Source organism: Spirosoma aerolatum (assembly GCF_002056795.1).
In the GTDB taxonomy this organism is placed as follows: Bacteria; Bacteroidota; Bacteroidia; order Cytophagales; family Spirosomataceae; genus Spirosoma; species Spirosoma aerolatum.
The window spans coordinates 4,563,188-4,588,305 of sequence record NZ_CP020104.1; the positions used below are offsets into that span (position 1 = coordinate 4,563,188).

The 25,118-nt window shown below is 47.8% G+C and carries 25 protein-coding genes; 10 read left to right on the forward strand and 15 right to left on the reverse strand.

Annotation, left to right across the window (positions count from 1 at the left end; all coding sequences use genetic code 11):
• Positions 1-5: 5 nt before the first annotated feature.
• Both B5M13_RS18685 and B5M13_RS18690 read right to left on the reverse strand, forming a co-directional pair.
• On the reverse strand, positions 6-2,669 hold the full coding sequence (locus tag B5M13_RS18685) for a TonB-dependent receptor domain-containing protein (RefSeq protein WP_245859386.1): 2,664 nt from the start codon (positions 2,667-2,669) through the stop codon (positions 6-8).
• A gap of 159 nt (positions 2,670-2,828) precedes the next feature.
• A complete protein-coding gene (locus tag B5M13_RS18690; RefSeq protein WP_080057106.1) occupies positions 2,829-3,575 on the reverse strand; it encodes an SOS response-associated peptidase in 747 nt (248 codons plus the stop codon).
• A gap of 218 nt (positions 3,576-3,793) precedes the next feature.
• Here B5M13_RS18690 and B5M13_RS18695 point away from each other — a divergent pair, with 218 nt between their 5' ends.
• Positions 3,794-4,426 carry a pyridoxamine 5'-phosphate oxidase family protein gene (locus tag B5M13_RS18695; RefSeq protein ID WP_080057107.1) on the forward strand — a complete coding sequence of 211 codons (633 nt, stop codon included), beginning with the start codon at positions 3,794-3,796 and terminating at the stop codon, positions 4,424-4,426.
• On the opposite strand, the gene B5M13_RS18700 is transcribed toward B5M13_RS18695, so the two are convergent.
• Entirely contained in the window at positions 4,384-5,013 is a 630-nt protein-coding gene (locus B5M13_RS18700) for a hypothetical protein (RefSeq protein ID WP_080057108.1), read from the reverse strand. The two genes, B5M13_RS18695 and B5M13_RS18700, sit on opposite strands and share 43 nt — an antisense overlap.
• A 4-nt stretch (positions 5,014-5,017) precedes the next feature.
• Positions 5,018-5,356 carry a DUF6249 domain-containing protein gene (locus B5M13_RS18705; RefSeq protein WP_080057109.1) on the reverse strand — a complete coding sequence of 113 codons (339 nt, stop codon included), beginning with the start codon at positions 5,354-5,356 and terminating at the stop codon, positions 5,018-5,020.
• A gap of 114 nt (positions 5,357-5,470) precedes the next feature.
• On the opposite strand from B5M13_RS18705, the gene B5M13_RS18710 reads away from it, so the two are divergent.
• Genes B5M13_RS18710 through B5M13_RS18720 form a run of 5 tightly spaced genes read left to right on the forward strand, consistent with a single transcriptional unit; the run spans position 5,471 to position 7,411 of the window.
• Positions 5,471-6,037: an RNA polymerase sigma factor gene (locus B5M13_RS18710; protein WP_080057110.1), complete on the forward strand. Its 567-nt coding sequence runs from the start codon at positions 5,471-5,473 to the stop codon at positions 6,035-6,037.
• On the forward strand, positions 6,034-6,480 hold the full coding sequence (locus tag B5M13_RS18715) for a hypothetical protein (protein WP_080057111.1): 447 nt from the start codon (positions 6,034-6,036) through the stop codon (positions 6,478-6,480). Before B5M13_RS18710 ends, B5M13_RS18715 begins: the two co-directional genes overlap by 4 nt.
• A 57-nt stretch (positions 6,481-6,537) precedes the next feature.
• Entirely contained in the window at positions 6,538-6,666 is a 129-nt protein-coding gene (locus tag B5M13_RS34450) for a hypothetical protein (RefSeq protein ID WP_262508048.1), read from the forward strand.
• 38 nt (positions 6,667-6,704) lie between these two features.
• Positions 6,705-6,860 carry an RES family NAD+ phosphorylase gene (locus B5M13_RS34655; RefSeq protein ID WP_394334319.1) on the forward strand — a complete coding sequence of 52 codons (156 nt, stop codon included), beginning with the start codon at positions 6,705-6,707 and terminating at the stop codon, positions 6,858-6,860.
• Positions 6,861-6,910: 50 nt separating this feature from the next.
• The gene (locus tag B5M13_RS18720; RefSeq protein ID WP_080057112.1) at positions 6,911-7,411 is read left to right on the forward strand and encodes a DUF4385 domain-containing protein; all 501 of its coding nucleotides are present in this window, start codon (positions 6,911-6,913) and stop codon (positions 7,409-7,411) included.
• 4 nt (positions 7,412-7,415) lie between these two features.
• On the opposite strand, the gene B5M13_RS18725 is transcribed toward B5M13_RS18720, so the two are convergent.
• Positions 7,416-8,579: a cysteine desulfurase family protein gene (locus B5M13_RS18725; RefSeq protein WP_080057113.1), complete on the reverse strand. Its 1,164-nt coding sequence runs from the start codon at positions 8,577-8,579 to the stop codon at positions 7,416-7,418.
• 151 nt (positions 8,580-8,730) lie between these two features.
• On the opposite strand from B5M13_RS18725, the gene B5M13_RS18730 reads away from it, so the two are divergent.
• On the forward strand, positions 8,731-9,594 hold the full coding sequence (locus B5M13_RS18730) for a mechanosensitive ion channel family protein (RefSeq protein WP_080057114.1): 864 nt from the start codon (positions 8,731-8,733) through the stop codon (positions 9,592-9,594).
• A 7-nt stretch (positions 9,595-9,601) separates the two neighbouring features.
• Here the strand turns inward: B5M13_RS18730 and B5M13_RS18735 are convergent, their stop codons facing one another.
• Positions 9,602-10,858 (reverse strand): BamA/TamA family outer membrane protein, encoded by a 1,257-nt coding sequence (locus B5M13_RS18735; RefSeq protein ID WP_245859387.1) that lies wholly within the window; start codon positions 10,856-10,858, stop codon positions 9,602-9,604.
• A 96-nt stretch (positions 10,859-10,954) separates the two neighbouring features.
• On the reverse strand, positions 10,955-11,692 hold the full coding sequence (locus B5M13_RS18740; RefSeq protein ID WP_170061151.1) for a TlpA family protein disulfide reductase: 738 nt from the start codon (positions 11,690-11,692) through the stop codon (positions 10,955-10,957).
• A gap of 247 nt (positions 11,693-11,939) precedes the next feature.
• Between B5M13_RS18740 and B5M13_RS18745 the strand changes: the two genes are divergently transcribed.
• Complete coding sequence (locus B5M13_RS18745; RefSeq protein WP_155297285.1) at positions 11,940-12,551, forward strand: hypothetical protein; 612 nt, start codon at positions 11,940-11,942, stop codon at positions 12,549-12,551.
• Between the two features lie 84 nt (positions 12,552-12,635).
• Here the strand turns inward: B5M13_RS18745 and B5M13_RS18750 are convergent, their stop codons facing one another.
• The 4 genes from B5M13_RS18750 to B5M13_RS18765 form a co-directional block, all read right to left on the reverse strand.
• Positions 12,636-14,039 carry a tetratricopeptide repeat protein gene (locus B5M13_RS18750; RefSeq protein WP_080057118.1) on the reverse strand — a complete coding sequence of 468 codons (1,404 nt, stop codon included), beginning with the start codon at positions 14,037-14,039 and terminating at the stop codon, positions 12,636-12,638.
• A gap of 195 nt (positions 14,040-14,234) precedes the next feature.
• Positions 14,235-15,275, reverse strand: a complete 1,041-nt coding sequence (locus tag B5M13_RS18755; protein WP_080057119.1) for an NAD-dependent epimerase/dehydratase family protein — start codon at positions 15,273-15,275, stop codon at positions 14,235-14,237.
• Positions 15,256-15,756 carry a hypothetical protein gene (locus B5M13_RS18760; RefSeq protein WP_080057120.1) on the reverse strand — a complete coding sequence of 167 codons (501 nt, stop codon included), beginning with the start codon at positions 15,754-15,756 and terminating at the stop codon, positions 15,256-15,258. Before B5M13_RS18760 ends, B5M13_RS18755 begins: the two co-directional genes overlap by 20 nt.
• The gene (locus B5M13_RS18765; protein ID WP_080057121.1) at positions 15,749-16,810 is read right to left on the reverse strand and encodes an AAA family ATPase; all 1,062 of its coding nucleotides are present in this window, start codon (positions 16,808-16,810) and stop codon (positions 15,749-15,751) included. Before B5M13_RS18765 ends, B5M13_RS18760 begins: the two co-directional genes overlap by 8 nt.
• A 163-nt stretch (positions 16,811-16,973) precedes the next feature.
• Here B5M13_RS18765 and metG point away from each other — a divergent pair, with 163 nt between their 5' ends.
• Positions 16,974-19,040 (forward strand): methionine--tRNA ligase, encoded by a 2,067-nt coding sequence (gene metG / locus B5M13_RS18770; RefSeq protein WP_080057122.1) that lies wholly within the window; start codon positions 16,974-16,976, stop codon positions 19,038-19,040.
• A gap of 73 nt (positions 19,041-19,113) precedes the next feature.
• On the opposite strand, the gene B5M13_RS18775 is transcribed toward metG, so the two are convergent.
• The gene (locus B5M13_RS18775) at positions 19,114-20,355 is read right to left on the reverse strand and encodes a DUF2264 domain-containing protein (RefSeq protein ID WP_080057123.1); all 1,242 of its coding nucleotides are present in this window, start codon (positions 20,353-20,355) and stop codon (positions 19,114-19,116) included.
• A gap of 135 nt (positions 20,356-20,490) precedes the next feature.
• Positions 20,491-21,825 (reverse strand): Gfo/Idh/MocA family protein, encoded by a 1,335-nt coding sequence (locus tag B5M13_RS18780; RefSeq protein ID WP_080059987.1) that lies wholly within the window; start codon positions 21,823-21,825, stop codon positions 20,491-20,493.
• Positions 21,826-21,964: 139 nt separating this feature from the next.
• Between B5M13_RS18780 and B5M13_RS18785 the strand changes: the two genes are divergently transcribed.
• Complete coding sequence (locus B5M13_RS18785; protein ID WP_080059988.1) at positions 21,965-23,725, forward strand: ABC transporter ATP-binding protein; 1,761 nt, start codon at positions 21,965-21,967, stop codon at positions 23,723-23,725.
• 68 nt (positions 23,726-23,793) lie between these two features.
• Here B5M13_RS18785 and B5M13_RS18790 read toward each other — a convergent pair whose 3' ends face one another.
• Together B5M13_RS18790 and B5M13_RS18795 are read right to left on the reverse strand one after the other, a co-directional pair.
• Entirely contained in the window at positions 23,794-24,147 is a 354-nt protein-coding gene (locus B5M13_RS18790) for a hypothetical protein (RefSeq protein ID WP_245859388.1), read from the reverse strand.
• 186 nt (positions 24,148-24,333) lie between these two features.
• Positions 24,334-25,008 carry a hypothetical protein gene (locus B5M13_RS18795; protein WP_080057125.1) on the reverse strand — a complete coding sequence of 225 codons (675 nt, stop codon included), beginning with the start codon at positions 25,006-25,008 and terminating at the stop codon, positions 24,334-24,336.
• Positions 25,009-25,118 lie beyond the last annotated feature (110 nt).

The following is a 25,118-nucleotide window of genomic DNA, read 5'->3' on the forward strand; positions in this document are numbered from 1 at the left end:
CCCGTTTATCTGGGCCGTCCACCGCCCCGGTTTCCACCTTGAGCGGGTTGTTGCTGCTGCTGTTGACCACCATCACCACCTTCGCCTGCTTTCAGGTCGTCATTATCGACTGAGCGGCCTCGCTTACGCTGCGGCTGATCGAAACTTAACTTACCAAACTTATAACTGAAATTGGCCCGAATGCCCGCGTTATACAGACTTGTGCTGCTGCTCTGCGCAAACAGGGGCGAGGAGGATTCAGACCGAATCGTAAACGGCATGTTGAAGAAATTTTCTGCGGCAATACCAAAACTTCCCCGCTTATCTTTCAGATCTTTCTTCACCCCAAGACTATAGAAGGCAAACCCGCCCTGATAGCCCTGCAACTGGATCTGCTTACCCCGGATAAACCCAAAACCCTGCATGCCCCAGCCATTTTTCAGGGTTACGTTCGTAAAGAAACGGCCCGTAACTACCCAACCCGAGTTCGTCGCGTTATAGGCTGGCAAAGAGTTGTTGTTGGTCAGGTAAGCATAATACACATCGACCCCACCCCCAATCTGCCATTTCGAGAATAGCGTAGCATTGCCGAAAACATTGGTTCCGTAAGCTGACTCACGCCCAATGTTCAGGTACGTGGTCTGAATCGCCTGCGAGAGTGTAGGATTGGTTACCTGCCCTAGTCCCGTTGTAATCGTATCCCGAACGCTGGTGATCGAGTTATTGGTCTGACGGGCAAACAGCGCCACGTTCAGGTAAACACTTTTTACGTAGGCACTACCGCTTAGTTCAAAATTGTCGGTCAATTCGGGCGAGAGGTACGGATTTCCTTTGGTAATGTTGGTTGGGTTCGACGTATTCACGTTTGGGTTTAGGAACTGAATACCTGGCCGCTGCAACCGTCGGTTATAGGCTAGTTTAATTGTTTTCCCTCCTTTCAGACTTTTCGAGATATTGACACTGGGAACAAAATTATTATAGCTCGGTATTCCTAAATCCTGCCCGGCTTTCACGTTCTGATCCCCCGTCTGACTCTGGCTGTAGTTGGCATTGATCGTTGTATGTTCGTAACGTGTACCAGCTTTGATCGTGTACTTATTTTTGGTAGTCAATGTATACGATACATAGCCAGCCCCAATGGTCTGATCATAATTTAACGTATTCGCCGTGCGAGTTGGATCGGCAACAAAAGCGCCCGATCCCGTAGCCACATTATAGCTATAGGCGCTTTCAACCTGCCGAAAAATTCCCTTACCCCCAAACTCGATCAATTGATTCTTCCCGATAGGCGTTTGATAATCACCCTGCACCGTACTCTCCTGATTGTAACTATTATTCAGGTTTTGCAACCGAGATGCGATCGTAGAAAAATCTGGTGAACTCATAATATCAGCCGTAAAATCGTTGTTGCGGTTGTTCCGGCTGTATTGGGTCGAAAAGCTGAGTTCCTGCTGCGGCTTGAATGTACGTGTGTAATCAATGTTGGCATCGACCGTACCTGACAGATCTTTGGTCAACACATTTCTGTCCGATACAACGGGAAAATAGGACGTTGGCGAAACCGTGCGGGTGATAAAGTTATCCTGATTGACATAGTTATTACGGGCTCCGTAGCGTAGGCTGGCTGTGATCGCGCTGTTTTTGCTGATGTCGTAATCCCAGCCCAATGTATACTGGCCAAACAAGCCGTGGTTGCGTGTGTCGGCCGATTGCTCAGTTGTCGTTGTTCCGTTACTGCCAAACGTTTTCTGAGCGTTCGCAAAACTTCCGACCACGTTGTAATTGGCCCGGCCGAAACCACTCAGGCTGAACCCCATTTTACCCGTCCGCAAATTTCCATTCAGCCCCAGGTTGGCTCCCCGGTTACCAGCACCCGTATCCAGATTGAGCGTAAACCCCTGAAGTGTATTCTTCTTGGTGATGATGTTGATAATACCCGCCGACCCTTCGGCATCATATTTAGCCGATGGTGAGGTAATCACTTCAACAGTCTTGATCATGTCAGCCGGAATCTGCTTCAGTGCATCGGCCACACTACTGGCGACAATCGTACTCGGTTTGTTGTTGATCAATACCCGTACGTTGCTACTACCCCGTAGGCTCACATTACCGTCCAGATCGACCGATAGCAAAGGTACTTTCCGCATCACATCCGTTGCATCGCCCCCCTTCGCCGTAATGTCTTTGTCAGCGTTGTATACCAGCCGATCCACCTTTTCTTCAACCAGCGATGCCTGCCCAACTACTTCCACTTCTTTCAGCGTTCGTACATCAGCCGATAATTTTACGGCTCCCAGATCGACATCGCCTTTGCGATTTAGTTTGACACTGGAGATCGTTTTATTACGGTAACCGACAAACGAAATCAGCAGTTGAAAGTCCCCCTCCGGCAGTTTATTCAGCGTGAATTTCCCCTTATCGTCGGCCACAGTACCGTCGATAGTCTTTTTAGTTTTTGAATCAATCAGAGCAATACTGGCAAATTCGACTGGTTTTCCACTGGTCGAATCAGTCACTACCCCCGTAAGTTTGGCATTCCCCCGTGGCGAGGTATCGCTCGATGTGCCCGGAATGGCGGCTGGGCGTTGTGGTTGCCCACTGCCAGGCATAGCCGGGAATTGTGCCCTGACTCCGACCGCAGTCGTCAGCAGAACAGCACTTACAAAAAGAGAACGTAATACGTTTTTCATAGACAGGTTGTATGCGAGTAAGAATAAAGTAGATGAGTTTATGGTAAGCTTTCTGTCAAAACTGGCCTAAAAGGCAGTCCGATTGGCCAAAATTGGCCGCAAATTTCCTGAAAAAATCTAATTTTCACCAATGCGTTACGCATTTGGCAAATACCCCGTTTAGGCAGCAAACAGTTCGGGATGGTTTTTCAGTTCTGAATAGGTACTGGCTTGTAGTACTTCCGGTACATCGCTCGGTTCTGAACGGGAGGTAATCCGTTTGCTGATACTGTAACTATGGAGTTTACTGACTGGATATTGTTTGTTTAGTAACGCCAGCGCATCCCGTTCGGTCAAATCATCCTGTAGCCAGATTTTTTCGTCTTTTTCTGATAACAGACACGGCATTCGTTTTTTCGAATTATGGATAGCCGCCAGCAAGGGGTTGGCCTCGGTCGTAAGCAGGGTGTACGTGCGGATTAGTTCACCCGTTTCGGGGTCGGCCCATTCGTCCCAAAGGCCAGCGATAGAGACAATCGCTTGCGCTGTCGAGTTGATGTAAAAGGGAAATTTCTTACTACCGATCGTATGCCATTCATAAAACCCTGTTACAGGAATCAGGCATCGTTTTTCAGATTGGGCCGCCGACCGAAAGGAAGGTTTATCATAAATCGTTTCGCAGCGGGCATTCAGCGTTCGTGTGCGTATTTCATCCGCATTATCCGACGTTTTAGTCCAATGCGGTACCAGGCCCCAACGCATATATTGAAACTGGTCGGGCTGCTGGTGAGTCAGGATAGGCCAGGCCGGAAACTGGTATGCATTGGCGTGATAGACCGGCTGAAACGCAGAAGCCTCGGGCAAATTAGCTTCGTACCGCTCTTCAAGTTCGGGGCCTTTTACAATCAGCGATTTATGGTAACACATTAGTTTTTTGGGTTTATCAGAAACGGCCGTAAAGTTCCGCAAGCACTGAATCGATCCAATTAAGCGCTTATTAAATGTCCGTATCAGGTAAACAAATAAATTGATGCTCAGGTTACCTCAATGCGAGCAGATTTCCTGATTTCTTTCGATTTTAAGGATATCGATTCGCCCAGACAAACAGCCTTCTCAGAACGCCGAATTAATCGCCCTGTTATTCTATGAGTCAAGTTTCTGACGCCAGCCAAACTATACAACCTATTACGTCGAACAACCTTTCCGATTTGGAGAATGCCTGCTGGCATCAGCTTGCCTCTGGTGCGAATCACGAACAGGACGGATTCAAACTCATGACCGTTGCGACCTGTACGCATCGGGGAGCCGATGCCCGGATTGTTGTCTTGCGTCGGGTCGATACGTCGCACAAGTACGTGTGGTTCCATACCGACGCCCGGACCGAGAAGGTGCTTCAACTCGAAGCATTTCCGACAGCCACGCTACTTTTCTGGGATAAACAGCGCCATGTTCAACTCCGCCTTACGGTAGAAACCCGCCTGCATACGGACGACTATATAGCCGATGAGCATTGGGAGTCGGCTACCGAACGCGAGCGGAAGCTTTACTTTTCGGAGCATATTCCGGGTACAGAATTATCGGCTCCTTATCCGGGCTATCCCGATGATGTGTCGGACAAAATACTATCGAAGGAAGCGAACCAGTCGGCGCGGAAAAATTTTGCGGTTATCGAATGCCGGACACTGGCGATGGAATACCTGTACTTAAGTCCTGAAGGCCAACTACGCGCCCGTTTTCAGTACGAACCCGAATCCAAAATGACCTGGCTGGCTCCCTGATTTCTAGTAAGCAATGGCCAGCCCAGGTACGCAATCGGGATAAAAAGGAGAAAATCGGCTACGTGAGCGATCCACTCGATCCGCGCAATCCGACTTACCGGAAACGCCACGGCTCCTGCGCACAGCAAAAAACCAACCCAGTAGGGAACCGCCTTTTTTCGCATGAGCTGAATACCCAACACCAGTAAACTGAGCGGAAACAACGGCCCCGACATAAACATAGTGATGTTGAAACTCACGGAATGAATTGCTGCTTCGTGTAACAACGTTTCTTTCGGAATTCCAAATACCTGGGCGTAAATGCCCCGCATACCAAAGTTATTACCACTGATAACGCCACATAAAGCAATCAACCAACCCCAACTGGCATAATTGGGCATTGTACTTTTTAGTTTCGCAAATAGCCCTGCCAGGGCTGGTATCCAGAAAACCGTTGCCACTACCATAAGCGTACCACCTGTGATCGTATATTCGCCATTCTGCCAGTAGAACGTCGATATCAGATATAATAAAGGGGCTACAATCATAGCTATTCCCCAAATGCGCTGCTCTATTGACGTATTGGTCGTGTATGTCATCGTCTGCATTAGTTCATTTTTTTGTGGTTACGATTCGATAATAAATCAGAAAGCCAAATGCCGACGACACCATAATGACGCCATAGTTCAAGCTGGATTCGGACGGAACCGGCAGAAAATGAACGATAATCAGCCCGATACCCGAACAGAGTAAAATCAAGCCCCATTTAAGGCTTTCGAAGGGCGCGTCGCGTTCCTGTTCCATTTGTTTATGCCTCTGTTCGGTCCACTGGCCCAATTCGAGCAGTCTACGACGTAACAGATAGGTAGTGAGTGGGCGCATTGTCAGGTAAAGGCCTATTGCCATCGACAGGATGACATAAGCGGCCTGTAAACCATATTCCTTTTCCATTGGCTTGTTGGTCATGTTTGCCTATGTGACAGGGTCGGATTTCGAAATGTTGCAGGAGCGGAGAAAATTTTTGAAACTGCAACCTTTCCCGAAACGTCGTTGTCTCATAGGCCGATGAATGACGAACAGGCATTAGTACAGCAAATTTTGCAGGGTAACGTTCGGGCCTATCAAACATTGGTCGAGCGGTATCAGCGTCTCGTGCTGCACATGATTCGACGCATTGTTCGGCAACCGGCCGATGTAGAAGATATCTGTCAGGAAGTGTTCATCAAAGTGTATCAGCACCTGCCCAGCTATCAATTCGATGCTAAACTATCAACCTGGATTGCCACCATCGCTTACCGAACGGGTATCAATTATTTGAAGAAGTATCGAAAAGAAACCGTTACAATAGCAACAGATCAGGTAATGGAACTAGACCTGAATTCAGACGTACCGACGCCGGAAGAATTGTTGCTACACCATGACTGGCGAACCTTTTTACAACAGCAAATCGACAAACTGCCAGTACAATACCGAACCATTCTGACGCTGTATCATCTGGATGAACTCTCGTATGAAGAGATTGGACAGGTTACGGCCTTACCCGAAGGTACAGTTAAAAACTACCTGTTTCGGGCACGAAAACTATTAAAGACCGCTTTAGAATTGCACCAAACACGCGAACAAAACCGATGAATCAATTAAACGACCAGCAACTTCAGGAACTTCTCGACGCACAGTTCCGAAATCATGATAACTCTACACCCATTCATACGGATGACAGAGAGTTCAGGCTCTACCAATGGCTGTTCGAGGAATTGAGCAGCGAACCTCCACAAACGGCTCTCAGCTATTCGTTTGCGATTACTACTACGCGGCTGATTCAGAAGCAGGAGTTAGCTCGTACCGAGCGACGTGCATTTGTTCTGTATAGCTTGGGGGTATTAGTTGGCGTAGGTATCGCAATTGGCCTATTAACGATGGCTCCTGACAATGCCTTGAGTGAATTAGCAAATACATTTTCACGGTTTGGCCTCTCTATGCTGTTGATTTTGGTAGGTTTCGGCCTAATTCAATGGGCTGATTACCGGCTGATTAAACGAACGCCGAAGGGAAAGCCAATTTTTTCGGGGAAGTGAACAAGCTAGTGACAACTGTCGTTATATTTGCGACAATTGACGCTACACTCTATAAGTATGACGACCATCAATCAGTATTTTGGCCCTAAAAACGCTCCTCCTATTCAATCCATTTTTGATCTGATCGAATTGAGTCGGCGAGGTTTGTCCAAAAAAGCTGTCGCTACGATGGCTGGAACGGATTAACACCACCCGATGCCATCAAATCGATAACCCAAACCTGGATTTCAGACAATCGCTTTTTATTACTTAAATTCCCTTCAGCTGTTGTAGCAGGTGAATACAACATCCTGATCAATCCAATCCATCCTCGCGCATCAGAAGTAGTTATTCTGGATAAACGGCCTTATCAATTTGATCCGCGCCTGATCCGACAATAGCCATATCGCCTTGCTTGCTGTTATATACCTAATAACAGGCAAACAAGACAATGGCCGCAACGAATCGCGCTTTCAACTACGATCTTGATTACCGAACGCTGAATATGCGGGAGCACCCCGAGCTGTACCGTGTCGGTAAAGGTGAACAGGGAGTTTTACTGGTCAAACCTTACAAAGACGAAATATTACCCTTCTGGAAATTTAAAACCCCCGACATCGCCCGTGAGTCGTCGGAGAAAATCTATCAGCTTTTTCTGGACTACAAGCAAAAAGGCGACTTCATCGGTATGGACATGGCCCGTAAGTTTCTACAGATGGGCTATACCCGATCCAGGCGTTACGCGAACCATGCCAGTGGCCAGAAATACGATGGCCCTGTACCGACTGAGCAAAAAGGTCGATCGGGGGCGCATGGACGGGCGCAACTCCCACGCGACGAAGATCCCGTAAAAGCGGAATCGGCCCGTATTTTTTATGGTAAATACCTGGAAGCCCGCGAAGACCCCGACTACAAGAAGCTTAAAAAGGAATGGCAGCAGAACTATGGGTAACCGTTTATTTTACCAATTCTTTCTGGTACAGCCCTACCAGCGTATCGACAGCATAATCAATCTCGTCGGTAGTATTGTACTTGCCGAACGAAAATCGGACGTAGCCGCGATCAGGGTCCAGGCCGGGTAAAGCCGCCAGCACATGCGATCCGACATTGGAACCACTCGAACAGGCAGATCCACCTGACGCGGAAATGCGGGCAATATCCAGACTAAACAAAAGCATATCGCTGATGTCTGATGCCGGTAAACTAACGTTCAGCACGGTATACAAACTATTGTCGACATCGTCCGAATCACCATTAAACAGAACATCGGGCATTTGGGCACGCAACCGCTCAATCATTCGGCTTTTCAAGGCCGTAATATATTGCTTATGTGCATCCATATCTCGATAGGCAATCTCCAGCGCTTTGGCCAGACCTACAATCCCATAGACGTTCTCTGTACCACCTCGCATATTGCGCTCCTGCGCTCCCCCGTACACAAACGGATGAATTTTGACCCGGTCGGCGTTTACATACAGAAACCCAACCCCTTTAGGGCCGTGAAATTTATGACCGGCTCCAACGATGAAATCGACAGGTAATTGTTGAAGATCATGCCGGAAGTGGCCCATGGTCTGTACCGTATCGGAATGAAAAATAGCGTCGTATTGCCGACACAACTCCCCTACCCGATTCAGATTTAACAGGTTGCCGATCTCGTTGTTGCCATGCATCAGCGACACCAGCGAGCGGCTGTTCGTCCGGAGTAGTTCTTCCAGATGATCCAGATCGATATGTCCTTTGGCGTCGATATTGACCAGACTAAGCTGAATCGTTCCCTGTTCGGCCAGATGCTGCAACGTATGCAAAACGGCATGGTGCTCCAGGGGCGAGGTGATGGCGTGTTTCAGACTATAGGTTTCGATACTGCTCCGAATGGCCGTGTTATCGGCTTCGGTACCACCTGATGTAAAGAAAATTTCGGCAGGCGATGTGTTCAATAAAGATGCTACTGTTTTACGCGCTTTTTCGATAGCCGTCCGTACGGTACGTCCGTGGCTATGAATAGACGACGGATTGCCAAAATGCTCTGTCATTAGGGGCATCATGGCCTCAAGCACTTCAGGATCAAGTCGGGTGGTAGCAGCATTATCTAAATAAACGGCAGCGTTTGGTGTCATCGGTAGGCATGTTTGTCGATTCTGCAAAGGTACGCGTTTTTAGAGAGGAAAGAATGTAGGATCTAAAGAGTGAATTGTACAGATAAACGCTCTTTGCTCATTCACGCTGTACCTTTGTACTCTTCTGCTATTACCACTAGTTGCATACACTATGAATCTTTCACAGGCTGCCGGGCTTATGTACGCCGAATTATCAACCTGGATTCGGACCGCCATCCGCTACATGCCCAAACTGGCCGTTGCCGTTTTACTGTTACTATTCTTTACCTTTCTATCACGCTGGCTGAGTCGGTGGGTAGTTCGTGGCCTCGACCGGGTCAGCACCAATGTTTCGCTCATTAATCTTACGGGAGCCGTCATGCGCGTTATTGTCATGGCTACTGGCCTGTTTGTGGCGTTGGGAATTTTAGGACTCGACAAAACCGTAACTTCATTACTGGCTGGTGCCGGGGTTATCGCACTGGCCATTGGGTTCGCCTTTCAGGACCTGACCACCAATTTTATATCAGGCGCGATGATTGCGCTGGCCCGACCTATTCAGGTGGGTGACAAAGTCGAAACAAATGGGTATACAGGTAAAGTGCTCGACATTAAGTTACGTTCCATCGTCATTGACAATGGCGAAGGCCAAACCGTCGAAATACCAAGTAAGGATGTTTTCCAGAAACCTATCACCAATTTTTCGCGAATGGGGCAACGGCGCATTGAGGTAGTAGCGGGAATTTCGTACCTCGATGACATGGCGAAAGCCAAACAACTGGCTCAGGCTGCCGTTTCGGCTCTTCCGTACGTGCTGCCATCACATCCGGTCGAGTTGCATTACCGTCAGTTTACCGACGCCAACGTTCAGTTTGTGCTCTTGTTCTGGATTAACCCGGCTGTCACAAACGCGCAAACAGCCTTAAGTGAAGCCATGATGGCTATTAAGCGTACGTTCGACAACAATCAGATTCTAATCGTATTTGCAGCCCAGACCTTTGACCTGAAGCAGAAGTTAGCACAAACCGGAGCCTGAAACCCGTTTAAAATACTTCACCCAGGTTCAGAAATACGCCCTGTGACCCTCCAATCCCAAAGCCGTAATCGAAGGCAAAATTGAGGTTCGAGTGCTTGTTTACTTTAATACGTAACCCAACACCCCAGCCTGGCAGCAACTTTCCGAAATGGGCCGTATTCGGGTAATCACTATAACTCTGCATATTGGCAAAAACCACCCCACCCAGTAAGCCATTGTTCAGAATGACAGCCCGGTATTCGGTTTCGAAATACAGCAGATTTCGGCCACGAAACCGACCTTGTGTATAGCCACGACCCAAATTGGCATGTGTATCCCAGCCCGTACTCGGCAAATCCAGATAGGGAGCCTGCCCACCCAGGCTTAACCAGTTTACATTCCAGATTGCCAGAATATGCCTTGAATCGGCTGTCAATGGAATATATTTTCGAAAATCAGCCAGTAACGACTGCCAATTCTGATCACTGCCCAATAAACGTAGATTAGGCCGGAACATGATACTGCCGAAAAAGCCGTTCTGCGGATTGTTTGGGTTCCGTCGGTTCGTGTATTGCAGTGTAAAGGTCGGCCCGGACGACACCGAACGACCTGTATTGCCGTACTGCTGGAAGTCATTATTCAATTGAGGAGTGCTATTTTCTTCCCGAATCCGCCAGTGATAATCCAGTGCATAGCCAATCCCTGCCGAAAAATTGGGAGCTACCTGCCGCAAAACCGACTGATATAATCGCAGATAGGAATACTCCAGATGATCGTCCACATCGGAACGGGAATCATCGCCCAATCCAAAATTATCGGCCGAATAGTTATAGTAGCGCCAGTCGGTCAGAATATTATAGCGATTGTCTTTGGTCCACAGATTGGCTTCAATAGGAATAATAACCTGCTGATACTGGGTGTATTGGGGTGTTGAATAGATAACCGAAACGTTCTGCTGAGGGTCTGCACTGGTAAAGGAAAGGTTTGCATTGAGGCCAACCGCAAAACCCGTTTGCAGGGCGTAGGCTAACTCAGGAAAAAAAGACGGATGGAAACCTGGCTTTTCACTTTCCGCCGAACGATGGCCTTTCTTGTTGATAAATCCGTAATAGACATCCCAGATATCAGCCGACGAATCAGGCATCGAAACGATCTGCTGCTTAACGGGCTTAGACGATGTAGAATCTGACTGAGCCGTGGTACTCAGTGATGCCAGCATCCAGAACGCGCTTATACAAAGTGAACGCAGATAAAAAGGGGACAGGCCGCCAATCGGCTTAAGCATATGAACGAATAGGTTAATCAGCACTGGTAACGTGTTGACTAACCTATTCGCATAACATTCCGTTCATTTACGTCTCCCGAAACGTAGGTTGGGCTACTATAAAACCGTCGACAAGACCTGTTTGAGCTTTTCAATACTGGAGGCACCCTGTAGGTTAGCCACTACTTTTCCATCTTTACCAATCACTACGATGGTCGGTATGGTGGTGATATGGTACTTGTTATGAAAGCCATAGGCGTTCGGAATCGGCTTGAAGGGAAGTGATTTTCCAATTACTCCCTTCTCCGCCTTTGCCTGTTCACTGTTTAGAACGCCCAGCACAACCGGAGCCGTTTTCGACTGAAAAAGACGCAACGCTTCGCTAAAAGCAGCCGCCTGTTTATCATCCCAGACCGATTTATCCAGGCTTACCCAGAAACTTAGCACCACAACATTGCCCAAAAGGTCAGCCGAACGGTAGGTATTTCCTTCTACATCGGTCATCACAAAAGGCGCTATCGACTGCCCTGCCTTTGGTTGTTTAGCAGGATCACGATCGCGAAACCGATGTGTTTCGTGCTCTTCCGGAGTGGCTGATCGCATCGTATACGTAGTCGGTTGGCCGAACTCATCGTAATTGGGCACCAGATGATACGCAAAGGGATCGGCTTTCACCAGTTCATTATACTCGTTGATGGTCATGCGCTGACCAGTCGCCTGATTCGTGATGGGGGTCGGTTCACTCTGGGGCCTGGCAAGCCGGATCATCTTTTTTTGAACCCCTACCTGAGCGTGGCAGATTGTGCTTAGTGTTAACAGACTGGCAGCCAGAAGAGTTTGTTTGCAAAGAGACATACGTTTCGCAATTGAAGGATGCTTCATACACCCCTGGCGAATCATCACGATTTACTGATTGCTGATGGTACGGGGGCGTAATTGACAGGCTATCAAAATTCGGGCCACGATATACAAAGAGTTTACCATCGATTCAAACTCTACTCTTTTATAACTGATCTATCGAAAGGAAACCGTTAAAAGTATATTAAACCATATCCATACAATCATAAATAGCGTTTTAGGAATACAACTAATCTGCACACTTATGAAACGATGGAGCATTACCGGTTTGCTACTCATATCAATGTGCACCGTCTATGGACAGACGGCCCGCCCAGGTTCCTATCCATATCCCCATGCCGTCGTCATTCCCCGTACGTCGTCCTATATTGTTCCGATTGTTTATCAGCTTCATGACGGAGTAGGCCGATTAGGGGATGGCTCATTGCTACAAGGCCGATTCCTCTACAACAAAGGCACTATGTTTACATTTTACCAGAACGGCCATACCAAAGGCGTCAAAATTCCTTTCTTCCAATTTGAAACCTTAACCCTTGCTGGGGCTGATACTTCCGTTCTACCGCGATCTGACTCAACGATGTTTGCGCGGATTAAAAACCGCCTGTATCGGCGGCTGACTATCGGAAAAATTGCTCTTTACGATGAGGTCTATGCCATCAATGAGAATAAGGGCAAGCTTGGAGACTACTTGTTTGTTTGGGGAGATAATGGCAAACTCAAACGCCTGCGAAACCTGGAAGCAATCAATAAATGGTTTTATGACACCTGCCAGCAAAACCACTGGACGAACCCGGATATTTTCCTGAGCAAAACCGAGATCATCAAACGGCTGGCCGTGCTGGACCCAACACCTTGATACAACTAGAACGCGGATTTTTAGGATCGTTATAACCTGTGTAAATTATAACGATCCTAAAAATCCGCGTTCTATCATAAAGTCTTAATCTTTTTTATACTGCTGAATAATCTTGTAGAGGGCTTTCTGTTTTTCCAGTTCCGGGAAAAACTCGAACAATTGCACATGCGCGTCGTAATCAAGTGATAAGGCCGCTTCCAGTTGGATGAGGGCTTCACGATAATGACCCGCGTGAATCAGATACACCGCTGAGCGATAATACAAATCGGCTTCGGCAGGCATATCGTTGATGCCTGACTGGATAATGTCGTTGGCCCGGAGGAAATCGCCCTGATCAAACGGAACCAGTGACCACGTCAGATAAACATCCGGGTTTTCTGCATCGACCTCGGCAGCTTTCTCGAACGCTTCGACGCTCGAAATCACATTCCCAACTTTGTATTCAGTCTCAGCAACGGCGATATAATATTCACCGTTCTGATCATTTAGTTTAACCGCCTTTTGCAGGAAGGGTAACGCTTCGTACCATTTACCCGACTCGCTCAGGCAAACACCGACACCATACCAGGCTTCATCCCACATGGGGTCGAGTTTTAAAGCTTCCCGGTATTCCTTGATGGCTTCGGGCAACCGATCCTGCTTTTCCAGACTAGCCCCCAGATGGCAGTAGGTATCCGCCGTTGGCTCTTCGTATTTAAGGGTCTCCCGGTAGCAGTGCTCGGCCTTTTCGAATAGGCCCAGATTCATGTACGTATTACCCAGATTGAAATGAGCCGACGCAAAGTCTTCTTTAATCAGAACGGCATAATCGTAGGCTTCAGCGGCATCGACATAACGGGCCAGTTTACTATAGGCAATGCCCATGTTATACCAGGCATTGTACGAATAAGGGTCCGTATCAATTAATTGCTGGTAATAGCTCAGGCTATTCTCCAGTTCGCCGGTCACGTCCAGGCAAAAGGCCAGTTCATAGAGGGCGTTTTCATTGTTAATGTTAAGCGCGATCGACTTTTTGTACTGCTTGATGGCTTCGTCGTATTTCCCCCAGTTCTGGTAACTCTGGCCCAACTGAAAGAGGATGTCATCTTTATCCTCAGCCCGGTCGAGTAGTTCTTCCAGTACCTGAATCGACTCTTCGTACCGACCGGCCATGTTGAGGATAGAACCCTGCATGAACGGCACATCGAGGTCGCCGGGATTAAACAACGAAGCCCGTTCCAGTAACTCCAGCGACTCGTCGAATCGTTGGTAATTAGCCAGAATCTGGGCTTTGTCGAGCATCAACTCCAGCGCATAGGGGAAATTCTCCAGACCTGATTCGGCGGCTTTGAACGCCTTGTCTAAATCGCCCTGATTGAGGTAGTGCTCAACCATTTGCTCATAGACATCCAGATCGAAAAACTGGCTTTGCTGCTGGTCCAGCATCTGCTCAAAACGCCGGATTGATTCTTTTATATCGCCTTCTCGTTCTTCGAACTCTTGCTCCATGTATAGATAATTTACAACCGGGCAGCCGGTTCTGGTACGATTCACGAGTTACGGTTCATACCTCACGATAGCATCATGATGTATAAATCGTACACCGTAAATCAGGATAGGGGCCGCATCAATCAGTGCGATTTATCCTTTGGCAGTGAAATATATACCCAAAAAAGCGAAACTGCAACCCCCCAACCGAGAAAATTAACGACTCATCGGGAGCGTGTTAAAGGCAGTTGCCACCCGCTTCAACGTATCACTTAAAGGCCTGTATTGAAAACGAAGCACTTGCTCAATTTTCCGGCCATCGTACTGGTAATGCGAACTCGCCGACCGCGCCGTTTCGCGGGTGATCAGCGGATTTTTACCCGTTAGCCACGCCCGAACAGCCTCCAGAGGCCAGAGCAAGCGTGTCAACGAAGTGGGTACCCGCACCTTTGGCGGACGTTTGCCCAGCACGGCGGCTATCTGTTCTAACAACGAACGGTACGAAATGGTGCCTGCATTCAGAATGAAGCGTTCGGCGCTAATGTCGGACTGCATCAATTGAACTAATGAATCAGCTACATCAAGCACATCGACATAGTTCACCAGACCAGCCGGGTAAAACGGTTTTTCGTCGTACACATACTTGATAAGCTGCAAACTGCTCCGACGCCAGTCGCCAACACCAAGCACAATGGACGGATTCACCATGACTGCATTTAACCCTTCGGCTACTCCCCGCCAAACCTCCAGTTCGGCCCGGTATTTTGTTTTGGCATACACGGAATTATTCGGTGAGTCTTCCCACTTCTGACTCTCATTGATCTGGAAAGGCGTCTGCGAATCGTCGTTATGCGCTATTGGCCGCCCGACTGCCGCCACCGAACTAACGTAGCCAAGTTTCCGAACGCCCGCTTTCAGGCATACATTCACCACATTGGCCGTTCCCTCCACGTTGATCCGCTCCATCTGGTCCCGGTCTTTCGGAACAAACGAGACGATGGCTGCCGCATGTATCACATCTAAACTACCGGATTCAGGACCCGACAGAATAGCCGCTTCCAGCGACGGAATATCCAGCACATCGCCTTCGTGCCAGGTAAGTTGTTCGGCCACATCGGCCAGCATGCCATACCCACTCGATGGCCGATACAATACCGAAACCGGATGTCCATCGGCTAGATACCGCCGAACAATGTGCGAGCCAATAAAACCCGTAGCACCGGTAACAAAAACAGGATTACGTAACGATGAAGTCATTCAGGATGCGTTCAAGTGTCAGAAAGCCAGGCGCCTTTAGCGCGTGAAGGTCCGTAAGAAGTTGGAGGTAGTTAGGATCGGCTTCGATAGATTGACTTTTCAACTTCGCTCCCAACTGCTTAATATTGGTACTAAATCCATAATCAGTTACCTGAATGTGTACTTGAACGGCATTCCAAAGCAGAAAGGTTTCAATAGCTTTGTCAATGATAATCAAGTATTGGTTTGACCCAGTTTTCTGCTTTAAACAAACTTTGTTTTCTTCTTCTAATGGCTCAAAAGCCTGCAAATATCTTGGTTTGTGCTTATCATTATCCACAATTCCCAACAAAAGAGTAGCGTCTGATTTTGCATTTTCCAGCGACTTTGACACTTCATTTATTCCAGCGGAATGCTCAATTAGCTGGCTATTCTGAACAAAATAATTGATGAGTGTAGTATCGGCATGACATTCGGGATACAGACGAATTCGCTCAGGCATTGGGTTCAAATCGTCTAAGATTAAAGAAAACGTTGGTACTGTAATCCAGAATATCCGTAAACTCCTCTTCTGTCAACGGCCTTACATAAGTCTGATAATCTTTATAATACGTAATAAAGACGTTCAGATCTTTATAATCCATCTTTTCGATAAATGGATGAAGCATGTAGGGGCTATGCGTAGAGATGAAATACTGATTATCGTCATCATAAATCATCCGATAGGCCATTTCCTGTGTGTACGGGGGAAACGAATGAACTTCCGGCTCTTCAAAAACAATGACGGAATTCTTATTGGACTCAATGGCTGTGATATAAAACATAAACCGCCGGAAGGTATCGGCAATGGAGAAATAGGGGTATTGGGTTATAAGTGGACCATTTCTTTTTTGAAGAATAAATTCTTGCTTTTCGTCGTAGAGTACAAACTCCAATTGCTGCTCTGTAAACAGTCTAGCAAACTCTGCCCATAATTCTTGGTTCCTTCTAATTACTGAATAAAGATTAGGACCACCTGGAGGTATCAAGAAACCTTGGAATAGATTATCAAATTTGGTGAGATTAGCATAATCGTACTTCTTAATTATTTTAAATTGATTATCGAAATCCTTTCTACTATCTGGATTCGTTGATAATACGTTGCTCAAATTTCCCTTTTCATCGATGTTACGAATCCCAGCTCCCTCTCCAACAATGGTAAAATTAGTATCACCGTCTGAATATTGACTGTCATCAAGTACTACTCTTAATGTTGGCAAGCGAGCAATTATTATTTTTTTGTGCTCAGTCGATATCTCAATATTAATCCCAGTATCATTATCCCAGAACAGATGCTTAATACTGGTATACCGAACTGCCCCTTTTAAAAATTTACTCTCATCATATCCAGCACCCAACAACCCCAGTGCTTCCAGAATATTCGACTTCCCTACATTTGGTTTGCCGATAAAGATGTTTACCCGCTTGCAATCGAACCGTAGGTCTTTAATGGACTTGAAGTTTTTGATTTCGACCCAGTTAAGGAAATTATTCGTATCGGGGGTATTGTTATCCATAGCAGTTCGGCTGTACTGATTGTGTAAACATAACAACGTTCGGGACTGAATTGCTAATTTTGCGGACAAATAAGGTTTATAGCCTTTGGTTTACGCTGTTGAGGCTCCTTGAGTCTTACGCCAGCCACCGTAAACCGAAGACCGTAAACTGAAAACCAACTTTATGGCTCTCGAAAATCCACAACGCTATACCGTTACGGCGGCCCTGATTTACGCCAACGGCCCGATTCACATCGGTCATATTGCCGGTTGCTACCTGCCCGCCGACATTTATGTACGCTATTTACGTTCAACGGGTAAAGATGTCGCCTTCATCAGCGGCACCGACGAACATGGCGTTCCCATTACCATTAAAGCGAAAAAAGAAGGCATCACGCCACAACAGGTAGTCGATAAGTACTACGTTCAGATCAAAAAAGCGTTTGAAGACTTCGGTATCTCGTTCGACATTTATTCACGAACCTCGAATCAGATTCACCACGAAACCTCGCAGGAAATCTTCCTGAATATTTACAATAACGGGGATTTCGATGAAGAGGTAACCGAACAGTATTACGATGAAGTTGCCGGGCAATTCCTGGCCGATCGATACATTGTGGGCACCTGCCCCGTTTGTGGAAACCCGAATGCGTATGGCGATCAGTGTGAGCGTTGTGGCACGGCCCTCAGCCCTACCGAACTGATCGAACCTCATTCGATGCTTTCCGGATCGAAACCGATATTGCGAGCTACCAAAAACTGGTTTCTGCCCCTGGATCGGATGCAGCCCAAAATTGAGGAATACGTCAACAGCCATACCGAATGGAAAACCAACGTATTTGGTCAGTGCCAGTCATGGCTAAAAGAAGGCTTGCGTCCCCGCGCCATGACCCGCGATCTCGATTGGGGTATTAAAGTTCCCCTCCCCGACTCGGAAGGAAAAGTGCTGTATGTTTGGTTCGATGCCCCAATCGGCTACATTTCCATGACCAAAGAGTGGGCTGCCGAACAAGGCCGTGACTGGGAATTGTACTGGCGCGATAAAGACACCAAACTGGTACATTTCATCGGTAAGGACAACATCGTATTCCACTGCATCATTTTCCCGGCGATGCTGATGGCCGAGGGTAGCTACATTCTGGCCGACAATGTACCTGCCAATGAGTTTATGAACCTCGAAGGCGACAAAATCAGTACATCACGCAACTGGGCGGTGTGGCTACACGAATACCTGGAAGAACTACCGGGCAAGCAGGATGTCCTACGCTACGTATTGGCGGCCAACGCACCAGAAACCAAAGACAGCGAGTTTACCTGGAAAGATTTTCAGGCCCGTAACAACTCCGAACTGGTTGGTATTCTCGGCAATTTCGTAAACCGGGCCGTGGTATTGACCCACAAAATGGCTGATGGCCGTGTCCCTGTTTTAGGGTCTCTCACCGAATACGATCAGCAGGTGCTGGACGAACTGGCGTTGTTCCCGGATCGTATTGGTCAGTCGATCAGTAACTACCGATTCCGGGAAGCGTTGGGGTATCTGATGGATTTAGCGCGACTGGGCAACAAATACCTGGCCGAAACTGAACCCTGGAAAGCCGTCAAAACCGATCCGCAACGTGCCCATACGATTCTGAACATCGCCCTTCAGATTACGGCGAATCTGAGCATTGTATGTGAACCCTTCCTACCCTTTACGGCGCAGAAAATACGCACCCAACTCGCCATTACCGACCATTTCACCTGGGTAAATGCGGGCCGGGCCGACTTACTGGTCGAAGGGCATGCTCTCGGACAGGCTCCGGCTGGTCCAGCCGATCTGCTCTTCGCCAAAATAGAAGATGAGGAGATCAACAGACAGATTCAAAAATTACTGAATGCCAAACGCATGAATGAGTTAGCGACAAAAGAAGTGCCTCAAATCCGGTCCGAAATCACGTATGATGACTTTGCCAAAATGGATATTCGGGTTGGCACCATTACCGAAGCCGAACGGGTTCCGAAAAGTGATAAACTGCTGAAGTTAAAAGTCGATGATGGCCTGGGGGGGCGGCAGATTCTGAGTGGTATTGCCAAGCATTTTGCTCCCGAAGAGGTGATCGGAAAACAGGTAACCTTCCTGGCGAATCTGGCTCCCCGCAAAATGATGGGCCTGGAGTCGCAGGGTATGATTCTGATGGCCGAAGACCGTGACGGTAAACTATCGTTGATTACGCCAGGCGAAACGGTCTGGAATGGCGGAACGGTAAGTTAATAGTCAATCCGTTATCCATCGTATCAAAAAGCCGGAAGATGTTCTCTCTCCGGCTTTTTTTGTAGTGAGCTTCTTAACCCTTAATGGCGTGATCGGTTTTGACATCCTGCCCCGACCATATCTTTTTGGCGGTCCAGTCTGTTGCTGGGGATACCCAGAATGGATCAGAAGCGGGTAGTCCAAGTGGTAGGAATGCCACCGAGCATAGGTATAGGCTTCCGGTCGAAATATATGTTTCACCAATGGACGGCTGATGACCGCACAAACCAATTTGCAACCACCCTTTAGCATCGAATGTATTGGGGGCATCCATGGTTCGTTTGATAACGGCCGTAAGTGCCGACCGCACCTGGGCGGGCGCTAGTTCGGGCGGGAGTACTTTCTGCAAAGCCAGCTGGGCCAGTAGTTGAAAGGCCCCACATCGATAGGCCAACGAACGGCCAAAAGCCGCAAAAGATCCATCTGCTGCAATTAGTCGCTCCTGCACGATCGCGTAGCGTTGCGCCCGTGCCAGTAGCGATTCATACAGTGTCTTATCAGCTTTTCCTGCCTCTACCAGCACATACACAGCATCCAGCAACATGGGCTGGATTACATAGCTATTGTAATAATCCCAGTGAAAATCGGGGCCATCGCCATAAGCGCCATCGCCTTTGTACCAATTCTGATGCTGCCGAATGGCGTAATCCATCCGTAGTTCATCGCCCGAACCCGTGTACTTTAGCAAAGCCGCTTCGACCATCGCACTGAATAGCAGCCAATTGTTATAGCCGGGTTTAATAACCCGACTGGCTTGGAGAGCCTTTACCACCAGAGCCTGTTCGTCAGCACTCAATGCTTTCCAGAGTTTCGGCGAGCGCACGAGTCCATGTGCCAGAAAAGCGGCATCGACCAGCGGCTGCCCGCCTTTGGTAAAATTCAGGTAATCGGGTGATTGCGGATTAACCCCATTGGCAATCGCTTTTCGGGCCAGTTCCAGATAGCGTTGCCGTTGTTTTCCTTCTGCTGTGTCGTCGGCGTCTAACTCCAGCCACGGGGCCAGTCCGGTGATGGTTCGTCCGAGGGCTTCCAGATGCGATACGACTTTACGCCCTTCCTCCTGCCCCGGAGCCGACTCAACCGGCATGGTTGCTTTCAGTCGATTCTGTGCTAAAGCCGACAACACCGGATCGGCTATTTTTAACAGGATTTGCAGCCAGTAGGCCCGATCGTCGATTGCACTAGCCTCTAACGAATTGGCACGTTTAGCACCTGAATTAAACGGAAAACTAATCGGAAAGGCAGCCGCTAACTGGGTAAACGTCCGTCGATTCATTGAATTAACTGATCAGGGATAGTCAAATATGGTCAATAATAGTCAGATATAGTCAAGAACGGTCAGGTATCGCTTTGCAAGTCTTAACTATGCCTGACCATTCCTAACTATCCCTAACCACGCTTCGTTTCAATCCTACACAATTGGTTTCCAGCCTTTTTCGTATTCACGGCTCCAGTATTTCTGCGCGTCTTTATCGTGTAGAATATGGCCGTTTGTCGGGTCAGTGTGAATAATACTTCCCGTGCGCTGAGCGATATTGGCTAAGTGGCACAGCAACACGGATTTATGCCCCTGCGCAATGTCGGCATTGGGCTTGGATTTACCCCGAATACTTTCTAGGAAATTATCCAGATGATAGGCGTCGAGACGTTCCCCACCGGGGCTGACCGCATTGGTCGACGAGGCACTCGTAGGGGCATCGCCTTTTACGTCTTTCACCACTTTCCCTGCCAAATCCAGAATCTGATAATCGGGGCCGCTTTCCGGTGCCGATAGCACGCCTTTATCGCCATAAATGGTAAATCCACGACCACTTTTTTCGGGACCAAACGCCTGACAACTTAGCCCCTCCCAGGTAATGGTAGCCTTATCGCCAAATTCAAACGTTGCCAGTTGGGTATCCGGTGTTTGCCAATCGTCGCCGGAGTAGGCATAACGCCCACCCGCCGAGGTAACTTTGGTTGGAAAATCCAGGCCCATCAACCAGCGGCAGCAGTCAATTTCATGTGTGCCGTTGTTGCAGGCTTCACCCGTACCCCAGTTCCAGAACCAGTGCCAGTTGTAATGCACCACATTATCCTGATAATTCATTCGAGGGGCTGGCCCCTGCCACAACTCCCAGTTGAGTGTTGATGGCACGCCAATAGCCTTCCCTTTGCCAATCGGTTTCCGGTTATTATAGTACCAGGCCCGGGCAAAATACGGTCGCCCAATGGCCCCGTCACGAATATCCTGAGCGGCCTGCTGAAGCGTGGGCCACGACCGACGCTGGCTACCCATCTGAACGATACGGTTATGATTACGGGCTGCTTCCAGCAGCCACTCCCCTTCCTGTGGGTTATGTCCACATGGCTTCTCGACGTATACATGCTTACCTGCCGCACAGGCCAGAATACCCGCCGGGGCATGCCAATGGTCAGGAGCAGCAATGGCCACCGCATCGAGGTCTTTCTGTTCGAGTAACTTCCGAAGGTCTTTAATAACGGTAGGCTTGCGCGTTTGTCCGGCTTTATCGACAGCCTTCAATCCGTTTGCGATAGCCCCATCCTCTACGTCGCAGATATACCCCACTTCGGCACCGGGCAACTTCGAAAAAATACCGGCCAGCCAACTCCCTCGCGAGTGAACGCCAATCAGACCAATATTGATTTTTTCGCTGGGTGCGTTTCGACCAAAAATTGGGAATGGCAAAATCTGCGTAGCCAATCCAGCCACGGCGGTATTCTGAACAAATTGTCGGCGATTCATAACAGGAAGCTTCTGGTTTTGTACCGTAAAGCGGCCACGTAACCTGGTTTTACTGATTCCTTCGATTCGAAATCCCATTTGGGAAACGTTCAGCCGAAAAATCCTGTTACTCCTTTTGAACTCGCCTTTTTATTTCCCCGTGAACGAAGAACAGAAAAGCGGAAGGATTTTCGACTGGGTTATTCTCCGAAGACTTTACGCATTTGTTAAGCCCTATCAAGCTCGCTTTTATTTCCTGATTGGCATTATTATGACGGCAGCCTGCCTGGCCCCGTTATTACCCTTGCTGATTCGGTACACCATCGATAATATCATCGCTGTCGGTAATTATCATCGGCTTAATCAGATGCTGTTCGTTATGATTGGCGTATTAGTCTTACAGGCATTGGTTCAATTCTCCAATACGTACCTGTCGGGCTGGCTTGGTCAATACGTGATCCGGGATATTCGGACGCAGCTTTACCGAAAAATACTTCATCTTCGATTGAAGTTCTTCGACAACACCCCCATAGGTCGACTGGTTACCCGCGCCATTTCGGACGTCGAGACTCTGGCTGACGTATTTAGTGAAGGGATGGCGGCCATTGCAGGCGACATTTTACAATTGATCCTCATCATTGGCGTGATGTTCTATACCGACTGGCGGCTGGCAGCTATTAGTTTATCGACCATTCCGCTGATGTTGTTCAGCACGTATGTTTTCAAGGAAAAGATCAAAAAATCGTTCAATGAAGTGCGTACGGCGGTGGCCAATCTTAATGCCTTTGTTCAGGAGCATATTACGGGAATGAACATCGTGCAGATTTTCGGCAGTGAAAAAATTGAAGCTGAAAAATTTCGTGCCATCAACGCCGAACACCGGAATGCCAACATCCGGTCTATTCTGTACTATTCCATTTACTACCCGGTTGCCGATATTATTTCAGCCGTAGCGGTTGGGCTGGTGGTTTGGTACGGGGCCACGCAGATAATCCATTCCGACGTTACGTTTGGTACGGTTACGGCCTTTGTGATGTTCATCAACCTGTTTTTCCGACCCATTCGGATGCTGGCCGACCGCTTCAACACGCTCCAAATGGGTATTGTCAGCACCGACCGGATTCTGAAATTATTGGATAGCAACGAGTTCACAGCGAACGATGGCACGTATGCTCCTACCACAATTCGGGGCGATGTAGCCTTCAAGGACGTTTGGTTCGCCTACAACAACGAAGACTGGGTGCTACGCAACATTTCATTTCAGGTTAAAGCGGGCGAAACAGTCGCTTTTGTCGGTGCTACAGGTGCTGGAAAATCGTCTATTATCAACTTGCTCAGCCGTTTTTACGACATCAACAAGGGAGAGATCACCGTCGATGGCGTTGATGTCCATACTTACGAACTTGGTCATTTACGACGAAACATCGGGGTAGTTTTGCAGGATGTATTCCTGTTTTCTGACACTATTGAAAACAACATTACGCTAGGTGACAAATCGATCAGTCACGAAAAAATTGTGGAAGCGGCCAAGCTAGTTGGCGTTCATGAATTTATCGAGCGCTTGCCAGGTGGGTATCAATACAATGTGATGGAACGGGGCTCCACGCTTTCGGTCGGTCAGCGGCAACTGATTTCGTTTGTGCGTGCCATGGTACAAGACCCAAGAATTATTGTTCTGGACGAAGCCACCTCATCGGTTGATACCGAAACGGAAGAAATGATTCAGCATGCCATTAGCAAACTGATGAAAGGTCGAACAGCCATCGTCATTGCTCACCGCCTGTCGACGATTCAGAAAGCAGACAACATCATTGTTGTCGATAAAGGCCAGATTGTTGAGCAAGGTAATCACGAAGAGCTGCTTCAACACGAAGGCTTCTACGCCAATCTATACCGAATGCAGTACAAAGAGGTTGTCTGATCTTAATACGAGAAAGGGCTCGCACACTAAGCTGTACGAGCCCTTTCTCTTGTTGAAAGTCGTTTTATTTACGATTTCAATTTCTTCTTCAGATTTTCATCCTCTTCTTCAGGACCTGCTCCCGTTATCCCTTCAGAGATCACTTTATGTGCTGACACATTTGGCGTTTCGTTCGTTGGGCCGGGGCCACTTCCATCAATGGCATACGCAATTGATTCTGCTAGATCGTCGGGAGCAATTTTTGCCGATTGTGTATTTTCTGGCTGGTTCTGATCAGCATCAACAGGTTTGGGATAGTCTTCGCCCGTTCGCTGGTCAATTACTTCCTCGTCGGCGTTCGGATCATTGTCCATACCCGAAGGTACCTTGCCGACAGACCGCTGGCTTGTAGGACCGCCAGTCAGTTCGCTGGAATTTGGCATGAAGTATCGCATGTCTGTCGATGAGTTTGATTCTCACCTATAACCTGAAAACAGCATCATGTGTTTTGAGAAACTTTCGTCATCGCCTGTGTCCAGTATACACTAATAAAGCCATTACTGACCTTATCCACTCAAATGAGCTATAGTCAGTGACGACTTTATTAGTGTATACTGACAACTAACCGATTAGAATAGATCACCTATTGCGCTTACCACACTAGAAACAGCATCTCCAATGGTTTCACCAATTTTATTGATTGTTTCGCTTACCCACTCAACTATAGAGTCAATAACCTCTCGAACCTGACCCAGTAAATCGTCAAAAAACTGGTATACTGACTGAGCTGCGGAGCTAACTACATCAAATACATCGTTAACGGTGACAATAGTGGTATTCTGTATTTGTGGATGTTTCGTACCAAGTGTAATGATCTGATCGACATAGTCATCAACTGCCTGATTATACTCGTCTTTAGACTGAGAGGCTCGTTCCCTAACTGTACGTTCGAACTCAGCAGTATTCCGATCTTGCTGTAAGTTTCGTAACATTTGGGTTAAATCCTGCTGAAGTATCGACCATTTGTCAGCCACTACATTCGCAAAATTAGTCGTTTTTGACTCTAACTGATTGGAGTGGATAAGGTCAGTAATGACGCTCAGATTAGCCATTCCCAGCCGACCTCTTTGAATAATTGTGGATGGTAAGGCATAGCTTATTCCCGGTGCGGCAAGATAATGCGACTTCTGCGCATTGACGATTGCGGAGAAATTAGAAACAGGGGTAATAGGGCTAAAAAAGCTTCCCCTTAATTGAACGCTGATGGGCGCAAAAGCAGGCCCCTGATGATTAGGAGTTGGCATGATTTGAGTGTAAGTAAATGTAAAAACTATTTGACTGATCTTACTGGAAGTGTTATCCCCTATATATCAACTGAATAAGCACTTTTAATTAGTAGCTCTCGTGGAGTTGA

Excerpts from the sequence above, each read along its gene's own strand:
- B5M13_RS18790 (WP_245859388.1), bottom strand. The coding sequence starts at position 24,147 with ATGCCAAATTCCAGCGAACTGACTGGCGGTCCTACAAGCCAGCGGTCT.
- B5M13_RS18745 (WP_155297285.1), top strand. The coding sequence starts at position 11,940 with ATGAAACGATGGAGCATTACCGGTTTGCTACTCATATCAATGTGCACC.
- B5M13_RS18775 (WP_080057123.1), bottom strand. The coding sequence starts at position 20,355 with ATGAATCGACGGACGTTTACCCAGTTAGCGGCTGCCTTTCCGATTAGT.
- B5M13_RS18735 (WP_245859387.1), bottom strand. The coding sequence starts at position 10,858 with ATGCTTAAGCCGATTGGCGGCCTGTCCCCTTTTTATCTGCGTTCACTT.
- B5M13_RS18710 (WP_080057110.1), top strand. The coding sequence starts at position 5,471 with ATGAATGACGAACAGGCATTAGTACAGCAAATTTTGCAGGGTAACGTT.
- B5M13_RS18780 (WP_080059987.1), bottom strand. The coding sequence starts at position 21,825 with ATGAATCGCCGACAATTTGTTCAGAATACCGCCGTGGCTGGATTGGCT.
- B5M13_RS18740 (WP_170061151.1), bottom strand. The coding sequence starts at position 11,692 with ATGTCTCTTTGCAAACAAACTCTTCTGGCTGCCAGTCTGTTAACACTA.
- B5M13_RS18750 (WP_080057118.1), bottom strand. The coding sequence starts at position 14,039 with ATGGAGCAAGAGTTCGAAGAACGAGAAGGCGATATAAAAGAATCAATC.
- B5M13_RS18695 (WP_080057107.1), top strand. The coding sequence starts at position 3,794 with ATGAGTCAAGTTTCTGACGCCAGCCAAACTATACAACCTATTACGTCG.
- B5M13_RS18705 (WP_080057109.1), bottom strand. The coding sequence starts at position 5,356 with ATGGAAAAGGAATATGGTTTACAGGCCGCTTATGTCATCCTGTCGATG.
- B5M13_RS34450 (WP_262508048.1), top strand. The coding sequence starts at position 6,538 with ATGACGACCATCAATCAGTATTTTGGCCCTAAAAACGCTCCTCCTATT.
- B5M13_RS18700 (WP_080057108.1), bottom strand. The coding sequence starts at position 5,013 with ATGCAGACGATGACATACACGACCAATACGTCAATAGAGCAGCGCATT.
- B5M13_RS18720 (WP_080057112.1), top strand. The coding sequence starts at position 6,911 with ATGGCCGCAACGAATCGCGCTTTCAACTACGATCTTGATTACCGAACG.
- B5M13_RS18715 (WP_080057111.1), top strand. The coding sequence starts at position 6,034 with ATGAATCAATTAAACGACCAGCAACTTCAGGAACTTCTCGACGCACAG.
- B5M13_RS18795 (WP_080057125.1), bottom strand. The coding sequence starts at position 25,008 with ATGCCAACTCCTAATCATCAGGGGCCTGCTTTTGCGCCCATCAGCGTT.
- B5M13_RS18765 (WP_080057121.1), bottom strand. The coding sequence starts at position 16,810 with ATGGATAACAATACCCCCGATACGAATAATTTCCTTAACTGGGTCGAA.
- B5M13_RS18755 (WP_080057119.1), bottom strand. The coding sequence starts at position 15,275 with ATGACTTCATCGTTACGTAATCCTGTTTTTGTTACCGGTGCTACGGGT.
- B5M13_RS18730 (WP_080057114.1), top strand. The coding sequence starts at position 8,731 with ATGAATCTTTCACAGGCTGCCGGGCTTATGTACGCCGAATTATCAACC.
- B5M13_RS18760 (WP_080057120.1), bottom strand. The coding sequence starts at position 15,756 with ATGCCTGAGCGAATTCGTCTGTATCCCGAATGTCATGCCGATACTACA.
- metG (WP_080057122.1), top strand. The coding sequence starts at position 16,974 with ATGGCTCTCGAAAATCCACAACGCTATACCGTTACGGCGGCCCTGATT.
- B5M13_RS18685 (WP_245859386.1), bottom strand. The coding sequence starts at position 2,669 with ATGAAAAACGTATTACGTTCTCTTTTTGTAAGTGCTGTTCTGCTGACG.
- B5M13_RS18690 (WP_080057106.1), bottom strand. The coding sequence starts at position 3,575 with ATGTGTTACCATAAATCGCTGATTGTAAAAGGCCCCGAACTTGAAGAG.
- B5M13_RS18725 (WP_080057113.1), bottom strand. The coding sequence starts at position 8,579 with ATGACACCAAACGCTGCCGTTTATTTAGATAATGCTGCTACCACCCGA.